Origin of the sequence: Bradyrhizobium sp. HKCCYLRH3097, assembly GCF_051167875.1 — a bacterium.
In the GTDB taxonomy this organism is placed as follows: domain Bacteria; phylum Pseudomonadota; class Alphaproteobacteria; order Rhizobiales; family Xanthobacteraceae; genus Bradyrhizobium.
In genome coordinates this window covers 62017-81823 of the sequence record NZ_JBNPTX010000017.1, presented here as the reverse complement: position 1 = coordinate 81823, position 19807 = coordinate 62017, and the positions used below count along the sequence as shown (strand labels likewise).

Annotated in this window: 22 protein-coding genes; 11 read left to right on the top strand and 11 right to left on the bottom strand. The window is 67.8% G+C overall.

The genetic code is table 11. From position 1 onward, the window contains the following. Positions 1-427: 427 nt before the first annotated feature. From ACQR0U_RS30460 to ACQR0U_RS30440, 5 genes are all read right to left on the bottom strand, one after another. Positions 428-1123, bottom strand: coding sequence for a VIT1/CCC1 transporter family protein (locus tag ACQR0U_RS30460; RefSeq protein ID WP_434844067.1), 696 nt, complete (start codon positions 1121-1123; stop codon positions 428-430). A 60-nt stretch (positions 1124-1183) separates the two neighbouring features. After that, a complete protein-coding gene (locus tag ACQR0U_RS30455) occupies positions 1184-1732 on the bottom strand; it encodes a cytochrome b (RefSeq protein WP_316167141.1) in 549 nt (182 codons plus the stop codon). Positions 1733-1840: 108 nt separating this feature from the next. Beyond that, positions 1841-3259 (bottom strand): sensor histidine kinase, encoded by a 1419-nt coding sequence (locus ACQR0U_RS30450; protein WP_315712714.1) that lies wholly within the window; start codon positions 3257-3259, stop codon positions 1841-1843. Further along, positions 3256-3921, bottom strand: a complete 666-nt coding sequence (locus ACQR0U_RS30445) for a response regulator transcription factor (RefSeq protein WP_315712715.1) — start codon at positions 3919-3921, stop codon at positions 3256-3258. Before ACQR0U_RS30445 ends, ACQR0U_RS30450 begins: the two co-directional genes overlap by 4 nt. After that, positions 3922-4227 carry a PepSY domain-containing protein gene (locus ACQR0U_RS30440; protein ID WP_315712717.1) on the bottom strand — a complete coding sequence of 102 codons (306 nt, stop codon included), beginning with the start codon at positions 4225-4227 and terminating at the stop codon, positions 3922-3924. It abuts the gene before it with no gap. A gap of 360 nt (positions 4228-4587) precedes the next feature. Here ACQR0U_RS30440 and ACQR0U_RS30435 point away from each other — a divergent pair, with 360 nt between their 5' ends. Next, positions 4588-4869 carry a hypothetical protein gene (locus tag ACQR0U_RS30435; protein ID WP_316167143.1) on the top strand — a complete coding sequence of 94 codons (282 nt, stop codon included), beginning with the start codon at positions 4588-4590 and terminating at the stop codon, positions 4867-4869. Positions 4870-4902: 33 nt separating this feature from the next. Here the strand turns inward: ACQR0U_RS30435 and arsB are convergent, their stop codons facing one another. The 4 genes from arsB to ACQR0U_RS30415 all read right to left on the bottom strand — a co-directional run bounded on the left by arsB (position 4903) and on the right by ACQR0U_RS30415 (position 7561). Then, on the bottom strand, positions 4903-5931 hold the full coding sequence (gene arsB / locus ACQR0U_RS30430; protein ID WP_315712719.1) for an ACR3 family arsenite efflux transporter: 1029 nt from the start codon (positions 5929-5931) through the stop codon (positions 4903-4905). Positions 5932-5935: 4 nt separating this feature from the next. Continuing rightward, positions 5936-6463, bottom strand: a complete 528-nt coding sequence (locus ACQR0U_RS30425; RefSeq protein ID WP_316192934.1) for an arsenate reductase ArsC — start codon at positions 6461-6463, stop codon at positions 5936-5938. Continuing rightward, a complete protein-coding gene (locus ACQR0U_RS30420; RefSeq protein ID WP_315712722.1) occupies positions 6456-6818 on the bottom strand; it encodes an ArsR/SmtB family transcription factor in 363 nt (120 codons plus the stop codon). Before ACQR0U_RS30420 ends, ACQR0U_RS30425 begins: the two co-directional genes overlap by 8 nt. A gap of 92 nt (positions 6819-6910) precedes the next feature. Next, positions 6911-7561, bottom strand: coding sequence for a Crp/Fnr family transcriptional regulator (locus ACQR0U_RS30415; protein WP_315828178.1), 651 nt, complete (start codon positions 7559-7561; stop codon positions 6911-6913). 77 nt (positions 7562-7638) lie between these two features. On the opposite strand from ACQR0U_RS30415, the gene ACQR0U_RS30410 reads away from it, so the two are divergent. The 5 genes from ACQR0U_RS30410 (at position 7639) to ACQR0U_RS30390 (ending at position 12904) form a co-directional block, all read left to right on the top strand. After that, on the top strand, positions 7639-8118 hold the full coding sequence (locus ACQR0U_RS30410; protein WP_316169667.1) for a hypothetical protein: 480 nt from the start codon (positions 7639-7641) through the stop codon (positions 8116-8118). A gap of 103 nt (positions 8119-8221) precedes the next feature. Beyond that, positions 8222-8539: an ArsR/SmtB family transcription factor gene (locus ACQR0U_RS30405; RefSeq protein WP_315712726.1), complete on the top strand. Its 318-nt coding sequence runs from the start codon at positions 8222-8224 to the stop codon at positions 8537-8539. Positions 8540-8587: 48 nt separating this feature from the next. After that, on the top strand, positions 8588-9952 hold the full coding sequence (locus ACQR0U_RS30400; protein WP_315753187.1) for an NAD(P)-binding domain-containing protein: 1365 nt from the start codon (positions 8588-8590) through the stop codon (positions 9950-9952). A gap of 27 nt (positions 9953-9979) precedes the next feature. Beyond that, entirely contained in the window at positions 9980-11167 is a 1188-nt protein-coding gene (locus ACQR0U_RS30395) for an MFS transporter (RefSeq protein WP_315712730.1), read from the top strand. 162 nt (positions 11168-11329) lie between these two features. Continuing rightward, positions 11330-12904: an EAL domain-containing protein gene (locus ACQR0U_RS30390; protein ID WP_434844066.1), complete on the top strand. Its 1575-nt coding sequence runs from the start codon at positions 11330-11332 to the stop codon at positions 12902-12904. Between the two features lie 30 nt (positions 12905-12934). Here ACQR0U_RS30390 and ACQR0U_RS30385 read toward each other — a convergent pair whose 3' ends face one another. Next, on the bottom strand, positions 12935-13363 hold the full coding sequence (locus ACQR0U_RS30385) for a CHRD domain-containing protein (protein ID WP_434841833.1): 429 nt from the start codon (positions 13361-13363) through the stop codon (positions 12935-12937). Between the two features lie 189 nt (positions 13364-13552). Between ACQR0U_RS30385 and ACQR0U_RS30380 the strand changes: the two genes are divergently transcribed. Next, positions 13553-14209, top strand: a complete 657-nt coding sequence (locus ACQR0U_RS30380; RefSeq protein WP_315753189.1) for a TetR/AcrR family transcriptional regulator — start codon at positions 13553-13555, stop codon at positions 14207-14209. Positions 14210-14211: 2 nt separating this feature from the next. Here ACQR0U_RS30380 and ACQR0U_RS30375 read toward each other — a convergent pair whose 3' ends face one another. After that, the gene (locus tag ACQR0U_RS30375; protein WP_315828184.1) at positions 14212-14928 is read right to left on the bottom strand and encodes a GntR family transcriptional regulator; all 717 of its coding nucleotides are present in this window, start codon (positions 14926-14928) and stop codon (positions 14212-14214) included. Positions 14929-15102: 174 nt separating this feature from the next. Between ACQR0U_RS30375 and ACQR0U_RS30370 the strand changes: the two genes are divergently transcribed. From ACQR0U_RS30370 to ACQR0U_RS30355, 4 genes are read left to right on the top strand one after another with little or no spacing between them, the layout of a single operon-like run. Then, on the top strand, positions 15103-15996 hold the full coding sequence (locus ACQR0U_RS30370) for a VOC family protein (protein WP_434841832.1): 894 nt from the start codon (positions 15103-15105) through the stop codon (positions 15994-15996). A gap of 31 nt (positions 15997-16027) precedes the next feature. Then, on the top strand, positions 16028-17584 hold the full coding sequence (locus ACQR0U_RS30365) for a bifunctional 3-(3-hydroxy-phenyl)propionate/3-hydroxycinnamic acid hydroxylase (protein ID WP_434844065.1): 1557 nt from the start codon (positions 16028-16030) through the stop codon (positions 17582-17584). Between the two features lie 27 nt (positions 17585-17611). Further along, positions 17612-18934, top strand: a complete 1323-nt coding sequence (locus ACQR0U_RS30360; protein WP_316167151.1) for an MFS transporter — start codon at positions 17612-17614, stop codon at positions 18932-18934. Between the two features lie 9 nt (positions 18935-18943). Continuing rightward, the gene (locus tag ACQR0U_RS30355; RefSeq protein WP_315753194.1) at positions 18944-19795 is read left to right on the top strand and encodes a fumarylacetoacetate hydrolase family protein; all 852 of its coding nucleotides are present in this window, start codon (positions 18944-18946) and stop codon (positions 19793-19795) included. Positions 19796-19807 lie beyond the last annotated feature (12 nt).

Genomic DNA, 19807 nt, shown 5'->3' with positions numbered 1-19807 from the left:
CGCGCGCGCCCACCATTGCCACCGCCCGAATGTGGTGGGCCGCGATGCGACGCGGCGCTGTCGCCTATGCTTCCTCGTCCCCGATGGATTGACGATCTACGTGGAATGGTCCTGCACGCACGGATGCAAGTGCGCTTGGCAACTCTCCCCTCGTCGTCATTCCGGGGCGCGCGTCAGCGCGAGCCCGGAAGCCATACTCAGGATGCCCGTAGGGCCCGAGAAGCTCGTCGCCGCCGTCACGCACGCCACAGCAGTTCGTGGTTATGGATTCCGGGCTCATCGCTTCGCGATGCCCCGGAATGACGTGGGGAGATATCTCGGCTCTGGTGGGCAAAGTGACGTGCGGACGCGTTGCGCCGCATGGCAGGCGGAACCACTAAGACCCGTGACGGGCTAGCGAATGTCGCAGCCGCAATCCTGTCCCGCCTCACCCGAACAGATGCGCCAGCCAGAATGCGGCGCCGGCGGCGAGGCCGCCGACGAGGGCGGTCTGCAGCGCCGACTTGATCTTGTTGACGCCGGTGAAGTGGCCCTTGATGGCGCCGAAGATCAGGAGCGCGATGCCGGTGGCGACCACGGAGATCCGGAGCGCGGACGAGATGTCAGGCGCCAGCATGTAAGGGATCAGCGGGATCAGGCCGCCGATCACGTAGGAGCCGCCGATGGTCACGGCGCTGACCGGCGCGCGTTTGGGATCCGGGCGTTCGAGACCGAGCTCGAAGCGCATCATGAAGTCGACCCAACGCTTGCGATCGGACGCGATGGCGTCGACCACGGTGGTCAAGGCCTGGCCTTCGAGACCATAGCCGCGAAAGATCGCCGCGACCTCCTCGACCTCGCGACCGCGCAGCTTCTCGATCTCGTCGTGCTCCCGCTTCTCCTCGGCGGCATAATGCTCGGCGTCGGAGCGGGCGGCGAGATAGCCGCCGAGCCCCATCGCGATCGCGCCGGCGACGACCTCGGCGAGGCCGGCCGTGACGATCACGTCGGTCTTGGCGACCGCCGCCGAAAGACCGGCGGCGAGCGCGAACGGCACGGTGAGCCCGTCGGCCATGCCGATCACGACGTCGCGGACGACCTCCGACGAAGTGAAGTGCTTTTCGATGTGCGGCGTTGCCGGCATGGCGGCCTCCGATGGCGTGATCGACGGAGGCCTTTTAGCAGGCCCGGATGACAGGGCCTATCACCGCAGTCCCGGCACCATCCGCCGCAGGGTGCGATCGTGCAGCCAGTAATGGTGCAGCAAGGCAGCGCCTGCGTGCAGGCCGATCAGGATCATCAGGCCATTGGCCAGCGCCTCGTGCATCTCCTTCATGTCGTGGGCGAAGCCGCGGTCGCCGACCCAGGGTGAGGCGATCTCGAACAGGCCGAACACCGGCAAGCCGTAGCCGCGGGCAAACTGGGTGACGATGCCGAGGACCGGAATGGCGAACATGATGCCATAGATCAGCAGATGCGTGATCTCGCCGACATGAACCGTCCACGGGCCGAGTTTGGTCGCTGCAGGCGCCGGCGGCGGATCGGCCAGACGCCAGGCCAGGCGCGCCAGCGCGAAGCCCAGCATCGCCAGCCCGAGCGAGACGTGCATGAACAGGCCCGTGTCATGAGAGGGACGCGGCAGCATGTCGCCGAGATGGCCTGAAATCCAGGCCGCCGGCACCAGCACGGCGACGATCCAGTGCAGTGCGATCGCGACGGAGCCATACGTCTTGGCGGAGTTTCGAATACGCATGATCAGCTTCCTTCGGCCATTTGGCCCCGCTGCCGGCAAGCCGGAGCGCGGGGTGGTAGGACCGGAGGAGATAGCTGACCGGGGGCGTCGCGCCGCTGACGCGGGATGTCAGCCTGCTGTCAGAATGGACGGCGCCGGGGTGGCCTGGGACGTCGCAGGCTGCGGCCAGCGGAGTGCCGAGACGATGGCCGGCGCGATCGTGATCCTGGCGCCGCCGAGCTGGGAACGGCCGATCTGCAGCCGCCAGCCATAGGCTTCGAGCACGTCCTGCACGATCGCGAGCCCCAGCCCGCTGCCCGGCCCCTGCTCGTCGAGGCGGCCGCCGCGCTCGAGCACGCGGCCGATCTTCGCGTCCGGAATGCCCGGACCGTCGTCCTCGACAGTGACGATCAGAGGGGTCGCACTGGCGACGATGCGAACCGTGCTCGCCGCATGACGCGCGGCGTTCTCCAAGAGATTGCCGAGCACCTCGGCGAGATCCGTCCGATCCATGCCGACGCGCAGGCTTGGGGGCACCTGGCCATCGAAGCTGACATGGGCGGCCGCCGGCGTGCGGCCGAGCGTCCCGAGCAGCGCATTCACCAGGGGCGCCAGCTCGGTCGCGGCCTCCGGCCCGCCGCGGGCCTTGCCGCGCAGCCGCGCCAGCGCCAGCTCGCGATCGACCTGCCGGCTCATCGCCTCGGCGACATCCTCGACATTGCGCGCCAGCTCGAGCTGGCCGAGCTCCCTCAACCGCGCGGCGTCGGCCGCGAGTGCGGCGAGCGGCGTCTTGAAGCCGTGGGCGAGATCGGCCGCACGGCTGCGCGAGCGCATGATCTCGCGGCTCTGCGCATCAAGCAGCGCGTTGACCTCGTCGACCAGCGGCGCCACCTCGGTCGGCACGTCCACGGGAAGATGCTGGCGCCGACCGCTGCGGATCTCGGCGACGCCACGGCGCAGCACGCCGAGCGGACGCAGGCCAAGCGTGACCTGAACCGACGTGCCGACGGCGAGGATGACGGCCAGCACGGCGAGCGCGATCGATAGATCCTTGGCGAAGGTCCGCACCGCGCTGGTGGCGCCGTCGAGGTCGTAGGCCACGGCCGCGCGCACGCGGATCTGGCTTTCCGGATTCATCAGGATGCCGCGCTCGGCGACCAGCACGTGTTCGCCATCCGGCCCGGCGAGCTCATGCTGATGCACGTCGCTCGGTCCGGGCTCGTCGATCGGCAGCGGCAGGATGGTGTCCCACAGCGAGCGCGAGCGCAGCAACTGGCCGTGATCGTCCGAGATCTGCCAGTACAGCCCCGACAGCGGGACCACGAAGCGCGGATCGGCTGGCGGCCGCGCGACCACGATGCGCCCTTCCGCATCGACCTCGAGGCCGTTCAGCAATTGGCGCAGGTGAATGTCGAGATCGGAGGCGAGCGTCCGCGCGACGTGGCGCTTGAACAGCACGACCATGCCGAAGCCGGCGACGCCGAGCGCGACCAGCAGCGCGATGGTGCCCGCCGCCACCAGCCGCAGCCGCAGCGAGCCGAGTCTCATTCCGCCGTCTCCGGGATCATGTAGCCGAAGCCGCGGCGGGTCTCGATGATCTCGGCGCCGAGCTTCTTGCGGACGCGCCGGATCAGCACCTCGAGCGCGTTGGAGTCGTGCTCGTGGCCGAGGCCGTAGACGTTCTCCTCCAGCTCATGCTGCGGCACGACGCGGCCGCTCTGCCGCAGCAGATAGGCGATCAGCCGGTATTCGAGCTGCGACAGCGTCACCGGCACGCCGGACAGGCTGACCTTCATCTGGCGCTCGTCGAGCGCCAGATCGCCGGACGAGAGCACCGGCGCCGCATGGCCGGCGGAGCGCCTCACGATCGCGCGCAGCCGCGCCAACAGCTCTTCATTGCGAAACGGCTTCGGCAGGTAGTCATCGGCGCCGGCATCGATGCCATCGACCCGCTCCGCCCAGCTCGCACGCGCGGTCAGGATCAGCACCGGCACGTGCCGCCCGGCGCCGCGCCAGCGCTTCAGCACCGACAACCCGTCCATGCCGGGGAGGCCGAGATCGAGGATCACGGCGCCATAGTCCTCGGTGTCGCCGAGAAACCAGGCCTGCTCGCCGTTGTCGGACGTTTCGACCAGATAGCCCGCCGCCTGAAGCGTCCGGGCCAGGTCGGACGCCAGCCGCGGATCATCCTCGACCAGCAGCACTCGCATCTATTTTTCCTCGATCCGTTCGATCTCGCCGCTGCGCGCATCGACATAGACCTCGCGCACGCGGCCATCGCGGCCGATCACCCGAAACTCATAGCGCCAGCGGCCCCGCTGGCGGTCGACATCGATTCCCATCACGTCGCCGGCGACCCGGCCGCGCAATCGCGGCAGGATCTCCGATAGCGGCAGGACGTCGCCCGCCTCGACGGCGCGACGCACGGCGTCACGGCGCTCGCGATCGTCCTCGCGCGCCACCGTCGCCGCGGATGCCGCCGTCGAGATCAGCATCGCAAATACCGTGATGCGCATGAACCGTCCGATTTGAGGCAAATGCATGATCTTCCCGGGGCCTGACGCTCTGATCTTCAAAGCTCGTCGTGATTTGTTGCGCTCTCGCCACTGGGTTCGAATTGCGGAGGTCGACTTGCGGGGGTCGACTTGCGGAGCGTTCGCAAATGCTAAGGAGCTGGTGCGGATTTTAGTTTGAACTTCCGATGTCGGAATTGCGCTCAGGCCGATGCGGGGGTGGGAAATTCCAAGGGATCGGCATCCTGCCCGAGACAAGCTGACGTCTCGCTGACTCAACCTGACAGGATGCTGTCACGCTCGTTGCGACATCATCGCGTCCGGACGGAGCGAGCCGGGGGCGCGGTGAGTTCGGAGACGAGAATGCGTAAGACGATGACATTGGCAGCCGTGCTGGCGGGGCTGGGCGGCCTCTTGGCCATGTCACAAGCCAGCCGGAACGCAGCGCCCACGCTGGTGCCGGTGGCCCGTGCCGTTGACGGCGGTCTTGGAGCTGATCTTGGAGTTGGTCTTGGAGCTGGTCTTGGAGCCTACCCGCATCTTGCGGCGCTGCATGCGCGGGCCGAAGGCGAGCCGCTGAGCTACGAGCCGGCCCGCCGGGAGCGCGAAGGCGACGACGACGATCAGGACGAGTCGCGGCGGTGAGGCAAACCGGCTCTGCCGAAGCACTGACCGGAGCTAAGCCGGCAGTCCCGCTTCGTACCAGCGACGCGTCGCCCTGACGATGCGCACGACCGAGAGCATCACGGGGACTTCGACGAGAACCCCGACGACGGTCGCGAGCGCAGCCCCCGAGTCGAGCCCGAACAGGCTGATCGCGGCGGCAACCGCCAGTTCGAAGAAATTGCTGGCGCCGATCAAGGCGGCCGGAGCCGCGACGCACCAGGCCACGCCGAGCCGGCGGCTCAGCCAATAGGCGATCCCCGCGTTCAGATAGACCTGGATCAGGATCGGCACGGCCAGGATCGCGATGACGACCGGCTGCTTCAGGATCTGCTCGCCCTGGAAGCCGAACAGCAGCACGAGCGTACCGAGCAGCGCCACGAGCGAGACCGGTTGCAGTACCCGCAAGGTGCGCTCCAATGCCCCGTCCGTGCTACGCAGCAACGCCCGGCGCCAGAGTTGCGAGACGATGACCGGCACGACGATATAGAGCAGCACCGACAGCAGCAGGGTGGTCCAGGGCACCGAGATCGAGGCGACGCCGAGCAGCAGGCCCACCAGCGGCGCAAACAGGAACACCATGATGACGTCGTTGAGCGCGACCTGGCTCAGCGTGTAGTGCGGTTCGCCGTCGCACAGATTCGACCAGACGAACACCATCGCCGTGCACGGCGCCGCCGCGAGCAGGATCAGACCGGCCACGTAGGACGACAACTGGCCTGCGGGAAGCATCGGCGCGAACACGTGGCCGATGAAAACGCTGCCGAGCAGAGCCATCGAAAACGGCTTGATCGCCCAGTTCACGACCAGGGTGACGCCGATGCCCCGCCAATGCTCCTTCACGTTGCCGAGCGCGGCGAAATCGATCTTCAGCAGCATCGGAATGATCATCAGCCAGATCAGGGCTGCGACCGGCAGATTGACCCGCGCCACCTCCGCCGACGCGACAGCCGCGAACAGCCCCGGCATCAGATGGCCGAGACCGATGCCGACGATGATGCAGAGCAGGACCCAGACCGTCAGATAGCGCTCGAAGATCGTCATCGGATCAGGCCACGTCGGAGCGGAACGACGTTGCGCCCTCGCCCGTCCCGATCTCGCGCAGCCGCGTGCCCAGCGACATCGAATCGATGCGACCGAGCGGCAGATTGATGAAGGCGTCGATCCGGTTCTTCAGATAGCGGAAGGCGGTCGTGAACGCCGCAAGCTTCGCCAGCTCCGTGCCTGCGGCCGCCGCCGGATCCTCGATGCCCCAATGCGCAGTCATCGGCTGCCCCGGCCAGATCGGACACGCCTCGCCGGCGGCGTTGTCGCAGACCGTGAAGACGAAATCCATCGCCGGCGCGCCGGCGGCGGCGAACTCGCTCCAGCTCTTCGAGCGCAGATCGTCGGTCGGATAGTCCATGCGCGCGAGCGTCTCGAGCGCCAACGGATGCACCGCGCCCTTCGGCGTACTGCCGGCGGAAAAAGCGTGGAAGCGGCCCGCGCCGTCCTTGCGCAGGATCGACTCGGCCAGCACCGAGCGTGCCGAATTTCCGGTGCAGAGGAACAATACATTGTAGATGCGGTCAGACACGGCTCTTCTCCTTGCGCTTCGGCGGACAGCACGGGGTGAGACTTGCGATGACGGGCGCGCAGACCTCCGGCCGGCCGCCGCAGCAGTCCTGCAGCAGGAACAGCGCGACCTTCTGAAACTGCGTGAGATCGGCCCGGTAGACGATCGAGCGGCTGTGCCTGATCGAACTGACGAGGCCGGCGCGCGCCAGCACGGACAGATGCGCCGACAGCGTGTTCTGCGGCACCTCCAGCAGACGTGCGAGCTCGCCGGCCGGCAGACCGTCGGGCTCGTGCTGCACCAGGGTGCGAAAGGCCTGCAGGCGCGTCGGCTGCGCCAGCGCCGCCAAGGCCAGAACGGCTTGCTCGTTTTCCATATATCCAGAACTATCGATATGATGATCCGGCGTCAAGGCTGACGAGTTCGAATGGTCAGTGTCGACGATCGGGAGACGCGGCGCCCGAAGGCTCACCGCAAGCGCAGGCGGGTGCCATCGACGGTGAGCTCGCCGTCCCGTTCCATGCGTGCCAGCGCACGATAGAGCGCCTCATGGGTGACGCCGAGCTCGGCGGCCCAGTCCTTCTTCGACCGGCCGAGCTCGACCTCGCCGCCCTCCCCCTCGGTCTCGATGAAATGCACGATCCGCTCGCGCGCCGTCTTCAGGCTGAGCCGCTCCGACTGCGCCCGGACCTTGCGCAACTCGCGGGCGAGATGATCGCACCATCGGTCCCCGATCTCGGGACGACGCAACGCTTCGGCGAAGGCCTCGCGGTCGATCGCGAGCAGCGCTGAGTCCTGTGTCGCGACGGCGTCGCAATGATACGTTGACTGATCGAGGCTGGCCTCGGCGAGAAAGCCCCGTCGGGCCCGCTGCAGGACGATGTCGTCGCCGGCGCGCGAGCGGCGCACCAGCCTCACCTCGCCGGTCAGCACGAAGAACATCGCCCGCGGCCGATCCCCCCGGCAGAACACCGTGCCCTGGCGCGGCACCTGGATGCGCCGGGTCTGCAACCGCGCGGCCGCGGGCAGCGCGGCGAGCAACGGCGACAGCCGTGCAAGAGCGCGCCAGTCGAGCGACGGGCGCGTGCCCTCGGGCGAGAGATGGCAGGTCCTCGGCATATGATCAGGATCATATGCGCCGCCCGGCCGCGCGGTCTAGGGAAGACGCCACCGCGTTCGCTGAAATGGAGGTCCTCATGCGCCTGCGTCTCGCCGCCATCACGCTGGCCCTTGTTGCGTCCGCAGGCATCGCCACGGCGCAGCACCACGGCCATCACGACCACGGCAGCCATGGGGCGCTTCCGCCAGACCAGCGCGAGCGGGTGGCGTTTCCGCCCGATCTCGCCGAGCACACCCTCGCCAACATGCGCGACCATCTGCTGGCGCTGCAGCAGATCAACGACGCGCTTGCGGCGGGCGAGCCGGACAAAGCCGGCCAGATCGCCGAGCAACGCCTGGGCATGAGCTCACTGCGCCTGCACGGCGCCGCCGAGGTCGCCGGGTTCATGCCCCAGGGCATGCAGGAGGCCGGCACCGCCATGCACAAAGCGGCGAGCCGCTTCGCCATCGAAGCGCAGAATGCGGGTGTGACCGGCGACCTCAAGCCGGCGCTGAAGGCGCTCGGCGAGACGATGGCGGCCTGCGTCGGCTGCCATGCCGGCTACCGGCTGCGATAGCGCGCCGGACAACCGACCGCGCGCGGCGCGCACTCATGGATATTTCCAATATTCTAGAAATATCGTTTGACTCCGGCGGGCCGCATGCCGCATCCTCCACACCATGAAGCTCGATGACGCCGCTGCCCGCCTGGAAGCCCTCGGCAATACCACGCGCCTGAAGATCTACCGCGCGCTGGTGCGCGCCGGGCATGCCGGGATGCCGGTCGGCCGGCTGCAGGAGCGGCTGAAGGTCCCGGCCTCCACGCTGTCGCACCACGTCAAGACGCTGGTCGCGGTCGGGCTGATCTCGCAAATGCGCGAGGGCACGACGCTGGTCTGCCATGCCGAATACGACGTGATGCGCTCCCTGCTCGGCTTTCTCGTCTCAGAATGCTGCGTCGAGGAGCGCGACTGCGGCACCGCGAGGCCGGCGGCCTGATGATTTCGCCCTTTAATTCGATTATTCTAGAAGTATAGGAGGACGCACATGACGGACGCCAAGACGGTCGCTATCATCGGCGCCGGCCCGGTCGGGCTGGCGGCAGCGGCCCATGCGCTGGCGCGCGGCCTGACCCCGGTCGTGCTGGAAGCGGGTCCGGAAGCCGCGCACGCGGTGCGGCAATGGCAGCACGTCCAGTTGTTCTCGCCGTGGAAGTACAACATCGATAGCGCGGCGGCGCGGCTGCTCGCTGCGACGGGATGGAATTCGCCCGAGCCCGAGGTCTATCCGACCGGGCGCGAGCTGATCGAATCCTATCTCGCGCCGCTGGCGACGCGCACTGCGCTGCGCGACGTCGTCAGGACCTCGCATCGCGTCACCGCGATCAGCCGGGCCGGCTTCGACAAGGCCACGTCGAAGGGACGCGCCGATGCGCCGTTCGAGATCCGCATCCACAACGGCAAGGGCGAGGCGGCGCTGCAGGCCGACGCCGTTATCGATGTCTCCGGTGCCTGGTTCTCGCCCAACCCTGCCGGCCATAGCGGACTGCCCGCGCTCGGCGAAGCCGCGCATGCGGCGCGCATCGCCTACGCGATGCCGGACGTCCGCGGCGCGCAGCGCAGCCGTTATGCTGGCAGGACGGTCGCGGTGCTCGGCGCCGGCCACTCGGCGATCGGCACCCTGATCGACCTGGCCGCATTGGCCGAGGTCGCGCCGGGCACGCAGGCGATCTGGCTGTTGCGCGGCGACGATCCCGCGAAGGCGTTCGGCGGCGGCAGCGCCGACCAGCTCGCCGCGCGCGGCGAACTCGGCCTGGCCTTCGCCGCGCTGGTACGTTCGGGCCGCATCCGGCTCGAGCCCGGCTTCGGCGTCACGGGGATCACCGATGAGGACGGCCGGTTGCGGATCGCCGCGGACGGCGACCGCCGCATCACCGCCGACGAGCTTATCGTCGCCACCGGCTTCCGCCCCGATCTGTCGCTGCTCGCGGAGCTGCGCCTGCGGCTCGATCCCGCGATCGAGGCTCCTGTTGCGCTCGCGCCATTGATCGATCCGAACGAGCATTCCTGCGGCACGGTGCGGCCGCATGGCGCGCGCGAGCTGGCGCAGGCCGACGAGCCCGGGTTCTATCTCGCCGGCATGAAGAGCTATGGCCGCGCGCCGAACTTCCTGATGATGACGGGCTATGAGCAGGTCCGTTCGATCACCGCCGACATCGCCGGGGACAAGGCCGCCGCGCATCGTGTCGAGTTGAAACTGCCGGAGACCGGCGTCTGCACCCGCGGCGGAGTGGAGAGCATTGCAGCCCTGCCCGGCTGCTGTGGCGGACCGGCGCCATCGGGCGTAGACAGTTGCTGTGCCGATGACGCCAAAGCCAAGCTGGCTGGCCGCAGCGGCTGCGGCTGCTCATGACGCCGAGCCAAGGAGAGGTCGACGGGAATGCAGGCAAGACGGCTGGGCGTGGTCATCGCTCTCGGCACCGCCCAGACGCTGGCCTGGGGATCGAGCTACTATCTTCCCGCCATCCTCGCCGACCCCATCGCCAGGGATCTCGGCCTGTCCAACAACTGGTTCTTCGCCGCCTTTTCCGCCTCGCTGATCATCTCCGGCCTGTTGGGTCCGCGCATCGGCCGCCAGATCGACCGCGTCGGCGGCCGCCAGGTGCTGTGCGCCTCCAACATCGTGCTGGCGATCGGGCTCGCACTGCTCGGCCTGTCGCATTCGCTGTGGGTGATGGCGCTGGCGTGGCTGTGGCTCGGCGTCGGCATGGGGCTCGGCCTCTATGACGCCGCGTTCGGCGCGCTCGGGCGCATCTATGGCAAGGATGCACGCGGCGCGATCACCGGCATCACCCTGATCGCGGGCTTCGCCTCCACCGTCGGCTGGCCGCTGAGCACGCTGGGGCTCGCGACGATCGGCTGGCGCGAGACCTGCTTCGCCTGGGCGATCGCGCATCTCGTGATCGGCCTGCCGCTCAATTTGTCGCTGCCGCGGGCGACCGTGATGGCGCCCGGCGATATCCCGACGGGCAAGCCCAACATCCCGCTCGACCGCCCGATGGTGCTGATCGCGTTCGCGATGGCGGCGGCCTGGACCGTGACCGCGGCGATGGCGGTGCATCTGCCGCGGCTGATGCAGGCGTTCGGCGCGACGCCCGCGCAAGCCTTGTTCGCCGGCATGATGATCGGGCCGGCGCAGGTCGCGGCGCGCGTGTTCGAGGCCGGCTTCCTCAGCCGCTTCCATCCGCTCGCCTCGGCGCGGCTCGCCTGCATCACCCATCCGATCGGCGCCGTGACGATCGGGCTGTTCGGCGGGGGCGCCGCGGCGGCGTTCGCGCTGCTGCACGGCTCCGGCAACGGCATCCTGACGATCGCTCGCGGCACCCTGCCGCTCGCCATCTTCGGCCCCGTCAACTACGCCTACCGGCTCGGCCTGATCGGGGCCCCGTCGCGGATCTGCCAGGCCTTCGCGCCGCTGCTGTTCGGCCTGCTGATCGATGGGCTCGGCCGCGGCGTGCTGATCGTGTCAGCGAGCCTCAGCCTGTCGGCGCTCGCCGCCCTGATGCTGCTGCCGGCCGAGCGCGCCGAGACGGCGGTGCCGCTCGACACCACCGACAAGGCGGCTTGAGCCGGTAGCCCTTTCTTAACCAGCTTTCTGCGCCCACCGCTCACCGTGCCGCTGCGGACGGGCATCCATGAGCGCATATACGGAAAGTTGAAGGTTGGATTGAAGGATACCCGTGGTCATACGGGGGTCATTCACGACACGATGGCATTGCAGCGCAAACACATGCTTCGCGTCGGGGCGGTGGCCGCCTGCGTCGGGATCTTCCTGGCCGGCGCCGATTTCGCCGTGACCGCGCTGATCGGCAACCAGACCGCGCGGCAGCTCAGCGAGCTCAGCAAGGTGGCGCTGCGCCGCTCCGAGGCGGCCATCGACTCGGCCGGATCGATCCTGAACCGCCTGATCGCGAAAGGTCCGATGGACTGCAGCGCCGTCGCGCTGCAGGCGCTGCGCCTTCACGTCTATCAAGGCACCATCATCAAGGACATCCGCACCGTCGACCGCGACGGCGCGGTCGAGTGCGCGGCCTATTCCGAAACGCTCGAATTCGACAATGGCTGGGCGCGGCGCGACGAGATGTTCAAGTCCGCCGACGGCGAGCTGCGGCTGTTCCGCGTCGAGCAGTTCACCGGCGCCGCGTTCGGCGTGATGCGCGACATCGACGCGCAACGGTCTCTGGCTGCGATCCTGCGCATCGATGGCAACCTGCTGGACGTGATGCCGGTCGGCCTGCGCGCCGAGAGCAACGTCACCCTGACCCTGCCCGATGGCGAGCAGGTGGCCGGCTATCATCCCGATGCATCCGCCAAGTCTCCGGCGCAGACCGTCGCGTTCACCACCGTGTCCGACCGCTATCCGCTGCAGGCCACGATCCATGTGCGGCCGCAGAGCCTGAGCACCCGCGGCGACCTCGCTTATCTCCTGACCATGCTCGCCGCCGGCACGCTGGGCGGCATGTTCGGCCTGCTGCTGACGAGCTATCTCAGCCGGCCGATGGACCCGGTCGCCGAGCTCGACCGCGCGCTCGCGGCCAACGAGTTCAAGCCCTATGTGCAGCCGACCTTCCGACTGAAGACCGGCGACATCGTCGGCTGCGAGATCCTGGCACGCTGGGAGAAGCCGGACGGCCGGCTGATCCCGCCGATGAGCTTCATCCCGCTCGCCGAGACCACCGGCCGCATCGAGAAGCTGACCTGGCAGCTTCTCAAGACCGCCTTGCGCGAGCTGCAGCCGGAGATGAAGCAGGACAAGCTGTTCAAGCTGTCCGTCAACATCACCCCGCGCCATCTGCTCGGCGACCGCTTCATCGACGATCTGCGCAAGACGGTCGCGTCGTCATCGGTCTCCACCCGCCAGGTCGTGCTCGAGGTCACCGAGCGCGAGGAGCTCGCCGATCTCGCCAAGGCGACTGATGTCGTGAAGGAGCTCAGCGAACTCGGCTTCCGCGTCGCGCTCGACGACGTCGGCATCGGCCATAGTGGCCTGTCCTATATCCAGCGGCTCGGCGCGCGCATCCTGAAGATCGACAAGTTCTTCGTTGACGCGATCACCCGCGACCAGTCCGCCATCGTGGTGGTGCAGATGCTGGTGGCGCTGGCGCGCGAGCTCGACATGTCCGTGGTCGCCGAGGGCATCGAGCATCAGGAGCAGGTCGATGCGCTGATCGCCTGCGGCGTCGAGGAAGGCCAGGGCTACCTGGTCGCGCCGCCGCTGTCGCTCGGCCGGTTCAAGCAGTTCCTCGACGTGCGCCGGGCCTCGGCCGTTCCCGGCCAGGCCGGCGAGCCGGAACTGGCCGCGTGACGGCGAGCCCGCGCGCATCGGGCACGCGCCTCACTGCCGGGTCATCTGTCCGCGAATCTCGCCGCCCGGGTTCGCCTGGGTGTGGACGTTGGCATACCATTTGCCGGCCAGCAGATCGGCCGCCTGCGCATCGGTGATCACGGCGGAGCCCGTGATCGGCGGCTCCGGGCTCTTGAACGGCAGCACGATGCCGGCATTCTTGCCGGGCTCGCTGGGACCGTGGAAATGCGCGCCGATCGGCGGCCCGCTGAGGCCGGAGAAGGTGACCTTCCAGCTCAGCGTCTTGGTTGCGGTGTCGAAGCTCGCTTCGGCCGCGCCCGACGCGGCGGATGCGTTCGGCGGCACCTCGTTGGCGGCCTTGAGCTCAGACTTTAAGATGACGGTTTCGGCGCGAGCCATCGGCGCGGCCGCGACCCAGGCGACGGCGAGCAACGCCAAATGAACGAATGTCCGTCCCATGGTTTTCCTCCTAATTCCTTATGTGCAGTCTCAGTGTTCGAGACCCCACGGGCAAGCTGATATTCCGTGGAACGCATTAACACCCCAGGCATGAGCAGCGGCCCCGGCCGCGTTGATTGAACAATCCCGACCCCTGTGCCAAACAGGACGGGAACACAAAGGCCTCGAAAGAAAGCCATGGCGGATCGAATGGTTGCTTCCAGGACGGCGCGCGGCAAGGTGGGGCGGCCTCCGCTCGAACGTGCCGGCGAGGTTGAGGAGCGCATTCTCGACGCGGCAAAGACGGTGTTCCTCGCAAACGGCTTCGAAGGCGCGAGCGTCGACGAAATCGCGCAGACCGCGCGCGCCGGCAAGCCGACCATCTACGCGCGATTTCCCAGCAAGGCCGCGCTGTTCGCGGCCGTCATCGGCCGCCAGGCCGCGCGCAACACGCAGTATGAGAACCTGGTGCCGCAGGGCCGCACCTTCCGCGCCCGGCTGATCAGCCTCGGGCTCACCTTGATCGAGCGCGCCTTCGTCGAGGACACGATCGGCCTGATGCGCACCGCGATTGCGGAAAGTCCGCGCTTTCCCGAGCTGACGCTCGAGATCCAGGACACGGCGCGCAAGCGCGCCACCTGCAATGTGAGCCACGCGATCGGCGAGCTCGCGCGCGCCGAAGGTCTCGCCGGCAAGGGCGCGTTCTCGGCCGACCGCATCGAGGACAGCGCACGGATCTTCCTCGATCTCGTCGTGTTCGCCGTGTTGATCCGCAGCCTGCTCGGCGAGGACATGCGCGCCCTGAAGAAGGAAGCCCAGGCGCATGTCGAGAAGCGCGTCGACTTCTTCCTCGCCGCGACGACGTGATCCTAAATCTTTCTGTCCTTGCGCAGCTCCGGAAAGATCGTCTCGTCCTGCAGGATCACGTCCGCGGTGCGCTGATAGTGCGCGGTGAGCAGCGCAACCGCGCGTTCGGTGTCGGCGTCGAGCACGGCGTTCACGATGTCGGCGTGCTCGTCGCCGACGGGGCGTGACGGAAACGCCTTGCGGATCGACAGCCGGCGGTAGCGATAGAGCTGGTCGGCAAGCTGGCCGCAGAACGCGATCAGCGACTGCGAGCCGCAGTTCGAGATCAGGACCCGATGATAGATCCGGTGCAGCCTCTCCCACTCCGGATTGTCCTCGAACGTCGTCGCGCTGAGCGAGCGCGGCGCGCGGCTGAGCCGATGCTGCGCCAGCACCAGTTGCTCCTCCCAATCGGGCGTCGCCGCCGCCATCGACTCGCGCAGCGCCAGCGCCTCGACCCAGCAGCGCGTCTTGGTCAGTTCGGCGAGCTCGGCGCGGCTGATGTCCTTGACGTAAAAGCCGCGCTGCTCGCGCACCTCTACCAGTCCGTCGGCAGTCAGGCGGTTGAGCGCCTCGCGCAGCGGTGTCTGCCCGGTCTGATAGGTCTCGGTCAAAAACCGCATCTGCAGCTTGCGCGATGGCGCCAGCCGGCCGGACAGCAGGTCCTCGCGCAGCCGGTCATACACATGACTCGCCTGCGTCGACGGGCCTTGCCCCTCGGCCTCCAAAACCGCATCCACGCCCGATCTCCTCTGAATCAGACGACATGTATAGAGCGAGGCTGCAGAACATAAAATTTATAAATTCTGATTGATTTCGATTTTTTATGTAATAAAAGGGGCGAGCCGGTTTCGCCGGCCAGGAACAGAAACGTCGCGCGTCCTCACCCGGGCATCGCGCAGGAGGACACGCTCATGACCCGGTTTCCGGTCGCGGCTCTGCGCAGCGTCGATCTGGGCACGCCAGATCTCGCGCGTTCGGAAGCGTTCTATCGACAGACCTGGGGGCTGGAGCGCGTCGCGGAAGCCCCCGGCATCGTCTACCTCCGCGCGACCGGCAGCGACCATCATGTCGTGGCGCTGCACCAGAGCGAGCGCACCGAGCTGCAGGCGGTGACTTTCCGCCTCGCCGAGTCCAGTGATTTCGATGCCATCAGCCGCAACGCCATCCATGAAGGCGCGACGCTGATCGCAGCGCCGGCGCCGAACCCCGGCCCCGACGGCGGCGTGATCATGAGCCTGCGCGGCCCCGAGGGCGGCGTGCTGCGCTTCGTGCATGGTGACATCAGGCACGACGCCAGGCCGCCGCGGCCCGAGCTCCCGGAGCGGCTCGCCCACGTCAATCTCAACAGCACCGATGTCGATCGTTCGGCGGCCTTCTACGAGAAGGCGCTCGGCTTCCGCCTGACCGACCGCTCCGCGGCGATGGCCTTCGTTCGCTGCAATTCGGACCACCATGCCGTCGTGATCGCTGCGGCGAAGGTCAACGGGCTCAACCATGTCGCCTTCCTGATGCCGACCTGGGAAGGCGTGATGCGCGGTGCGGGCCGCATGATCGATGCCGGCCATCCGATCGCGTGGGGCGTCGGACGCCACGGCCCCGGCGACAATGTCTTCGCCTACTTCATCGATCCCGTCGGGACCGTGATCGAATACACCGCCGAGGTGCTGCAGGTCGACGACGACTACGTCGTGCGCGGCCCGGAGCATTGGGTCTGGCCGCCCGGCCGCACCGATCAATGGGGCATCGCTCCGCCCAAGGCCGAGCACGTCAAGTCCGCGCAGCTCGCGGTCGGCTACGCCGCCTGACTCGTTTTCCAACTCCAGAGTTTCCAGATCCATGTCCGCCACGTCAGATCACAAGCATTTCGAGGCCGTGATCGTCGGCTTCGGTCCGACCGGCGCCATCGCCGCGAGCCTGCTCGGCATGCAGGGCATCAAAACGCTCGCGATCGACCGCGCTGTCGAGATCTACGACAAGCCGCGCGCGATCGCGCTCGATCACGAGATCATGCGGCTGTTCGACAATCTCGGTATCGCCGAACAAGTCAGCCGGTACGTCGCGCCGTTCCCGGCGTCCGAGCATTTCGGCGCCCAAGGGCAGTTGATCCGCCGCATCGACATGGTCGGCGAGCCCTATCCCCTCGGCTACACGCCGAGCATGGTGTTCACCCAGCCGCCGGTCGAGCAGGTGATGCGCGATCGTGCTCGCCGCTGTCCTTCCGTCACGGTCGAGCTCGGCACGACCCTCGTCACGATCCGGCAGGATGCGACGGCGGCGACCGTTGTGCTGCAGCGGGCGGACGGTACAGTTCGCGAGGTCACCGCCGACTACGTGATCGGCTGTGACGGCGCCTCCAGCACCGTGCGCCAGCAGCTCGACATCAGCTTCGACGATCTCGACTTCGACGAGCCGTGGCTGGTGGTCGATCTTCTCGTAAATGACGGCGGTGTCGGCAAGCTTCCGGCCACCGCGGCCCAATTCTGCGATCCCGCGCGTCCGACCACCTACATTATCGGCCCCGGCAACCATCGCCGCTTCGAGATCATGCTGCGAGCGGGGGAAGACCGCCACGCGATGGAGCAGCCGGAGCAGGTCTGGCGTTTGCTCTCACCCTGGCTCAGGCCCGAGGACGCAACGCTGTGGCGCGCGGCCAGCTATCGCTTCCATGCGCTGGTCTCACGCCGCTGGCGCCAGGGGCGCGTCCTGCTCGCCGGCGACGCCGCGCATCAGCAGCCGCCCTTCATCGGCCAGGGCATGTGCCAGGGCCTGCGCGATGCAGCCAATCTGTGCTGGAAGCTCGCGCGCGTGTTGCGCGGCCAATCGACCGCGGCGCTGCTCGACAGCTACGAGATCGAGCGCAGCACGCATGTGCGCGAGCTGACCACGCGCATCAAGGCGATCGGCCGCGTCATCTGCGAGCAGGATCCGGAGGCCGCAGCGGCACGCGACGCGCGTATCCTTGCCGAAGGCGGCGGCGCGCCGCGCACCATCACCCGGCAGGAGATCGTGCCGCCGCTGACGCAGGGACTGCTCGCGACCAAGGCAAATGCGGCCAACGGCACGCTGTTTCCGCAGCCCTGGATCGTCGGTGATGGCGGGCGTGCCCTGCTCGATACCGTCGCCGGCACCGGATGGCGGCTGGTCATCGACGGGCGGGGCACGCTGAACTCGAGCGCGATCGACGCTGCCACCCGCGACGCCGGCATCAGTCTGATCGCCATCGGCGGTCACGGCCTGCACGAGGAGAGCGCCGTCGTCGCACGCTGGTTCGAACGCCACGGCTGCGGCGCCGCGCTGGTGCGACCCGACCATTATGTCTACGGCGTCGCGACGGACGAGCCAGGGCTCGCCGCGCTGCTGAGCGAGCTGAACCAACGACTGCACTCATCATAACAAGAGACTATCAAACGGGGAAACGCCATGACGACAACATCGGACACCGCCAGACCCAATGTGGGAGGACGCGCGATCGCCGTCCTCATCATGCTGTTCCTGTTCCAGACGCTGAACTTCTTCGACAAGCTGGTATTCGGCCTCTCGGCCGTGCCGATGATGAAGGAGCTGGGCTTGAGCCCGAAGGAGTTCGGGCTGATCGGCAGCAGCTTCTTCCTGCTGTTCTCGCTGTCGGGCATGGCGGTCGGCATGTTCGTCGTCGGCCGCTTCCCGGTGAAATGGCTGCTCCTGATCATGGCCGGCGTCTGGTCGGCGACGCAGATCCCGATCTTCTTCTCCGGCTCGATCGCCGTGCTGGTGATCTGCCGCATCATCCTCGGCGCCGGCGAAGGGCCTGGGCTGCCGACCGCGCTGCACGCCTGCTACAACTGGTTTCCCGCCGACCGGCGCAGCGTGCCGAGCGCCGTGGTGCTGCAGGGCATCAGCGTCGGCCTCTTGGCCGGCGGTCCGATCCTGACCTATGTCATCGTGAGCTATGGCTGGCGCACCGGCTTCCTGTTCTGCGGCCTGCTCGGGCTGGCCTGGATGCTCGGCTGGTTCTTCATCGGCGGCGAAGGACCCTACTCCGCCCATGCGCCGGAGGCTGCGGCGGCCAAGGACAAGGCGTTGCCGGCGCGCGTGCTGTGGGCCGATCCGACCGTGATCGGCGTCATCATCATGTCGACCGCGTCGTACTGGATCGTCGGCATGTCCGCGACCTGGCTGCCGCCCTATCTGCAGCTCGGGCTCGGCTACAAGCAGGTCGATGTCGGCTGGATCATCTCAGGGATCTATCTGTTCCAGTCGCCGCTGCTGCTCGGCGGCTCCTGGCTGACGCAAGTTCTGCAGCGCAAAGGCTTCAGCTTGCGTGCCTGCCTCGGCCACGCCTCCGGTCTCGCGCTGCTCGCCGCCGGCTGCGCACTGCTGTTGAGCATCGTCACCTCGGGCCCGCTGCAGCTCGCCTGTATCGCGATCGCCTTCGCCGCACCGAGCCTCACCACGATCTTCGGCCCCGTCGCGCTCGGCGCCGTGGCGCCGGCGATCCAGCGCGGCCGGCTCATCGTCGTGATCTATTCCGGCAACGCGGCATCCGCGCTGGTGTCGAATGCGCTCACCGGCTGGATCGTCGGCGAGGCCGGCGGCAACGCGCCGCTTGGTTACGCCCACGCCATGACCTTCACCGCCGGCGTGCTGATCGTTGGCGCCATCTCGGCCTTCGCGCTGATCTTCCCGGAGCGCACCATCGCGCGCTTCGCGAAATCGGCGCAAGAACCGGCTTCTCCCTCCGCCGTAGCGGCGGTTTCGACCTGAGGACATCGGATGAGATTTGCAAGCTTCACCATCGACAATGCGCCGACCTGGGGACTGGTCGAGGGCACTGACATCGCCGATCTCGGTGCTGTCCTGCGCGACCGCTTCCCGGATCTGAAATCGGCGATCGCAGCGGACGCGCTGAAGGAAGCGGCTGCAGCGGCCTCGGGCGCAAGGCGGTATCCGCTCTCGGCCATCAGCTTCCTGCCGGTGATTCCGAACCCGGACAAGATCCTCTGCATCGGCCTGAACTACGAGACGCACCGCAAGGAGACCGGCCGCTCCGAGGTCGAGAACCCCACGGTGTTCGGCCGCTTCGCCAACAGCCAGACCGGGCATCTCACCGACATCATCCGCCCGCGCGTCTCGACCGATCTCGATTTCGAGGGCGAGCTCGCCATCGTCATCGGCAAGCCCGGCCGCTACATCCCGCGCAGCGAGGCTTGGCAGCACATCGCCGGCTATGCCTGTTACAACGAGGGCAGCGTGCGCGACTTCCAGCGTCACACCCACCAGTTCACGCCGGGGAAGAATTTTCCCGCGACCGGCGCGTTCGGCCCGTGGCTGGTCACGCCGGACGAGATCGACGATCTCGGTCCGCTGCGGCTGCAGACCCGACTGAACGGCGAGGTGGTGCAGGACGCCACGATCAGCCAGATGATCTTCGATATCCCGCGCCAGATCGAATACTGCTCGTCGTTCACCCGGCTCGAGCCGGGCGACGTGATCGCCACGGGGACGCCGGGCGGCGTGGGGTCGCGCCGAACACCGCCGCTGTGGATGAAGCCGGGCGACGTGGTGGAGGTCGAGATCGACCGCATCGGGCTGTTGCGGAACGGCATCGCCGACGAGGCGGTGTAAGCGCCCCTGATG